Genomic DNA, 275 nt, shown 5'->3' with positions numbered 1-275 from the left:
ATAAGTGGCTGAGCGTTTGGTGTAGCAAAATAACCTAACACCATATGTGCTTGCGTTTTGTTAGTGCCCGCAATTTTTGCTTTTACATAAATAAGGCGTAACTTGTCGTCACTCACCCCTAGGGCTCTCAAGCTTATATACTTTGCTATTGCGTAATCTTCACAATCACCTAGGCCTCTGCCTAACGTTTCTAAAGGGGTTGCCCAATAATCGTTTTGTTTCCATAGCAAAATATCAGTTTGGTAGCGTAAATTACGCGCAAAAAAATCATTAAC

General features: G+C 40.0%; 1 protein-coding gene. It reads right to left on the bottom strand.

Annotated elements, in window-relative coordinates:
* A partial coding sequence (locus tag AAEY88_RS13480; RefSeq protein ID WP_350563201.1) for a transglutaminase-like cysteine peptidase occupies positions 1 to 275 on the bottom strand: 275 nt, incomplete at both ends.

The sequence above is a fragment of the Psychrobacter sp. CAL346-MNA-CIBAN-0220 genome (assembly GCF_040309805.1).
Classification (GTDB): Bacteria; Pseudomonadota; Gammaproteobacteria; order Pseudomonadales; family Moraxellaceae; genus Psychrobacter.
Note: the sequence above shows the minus strand (reverse complement) of the source record. Positions and strands in the feature narration are given on the sequence as shown.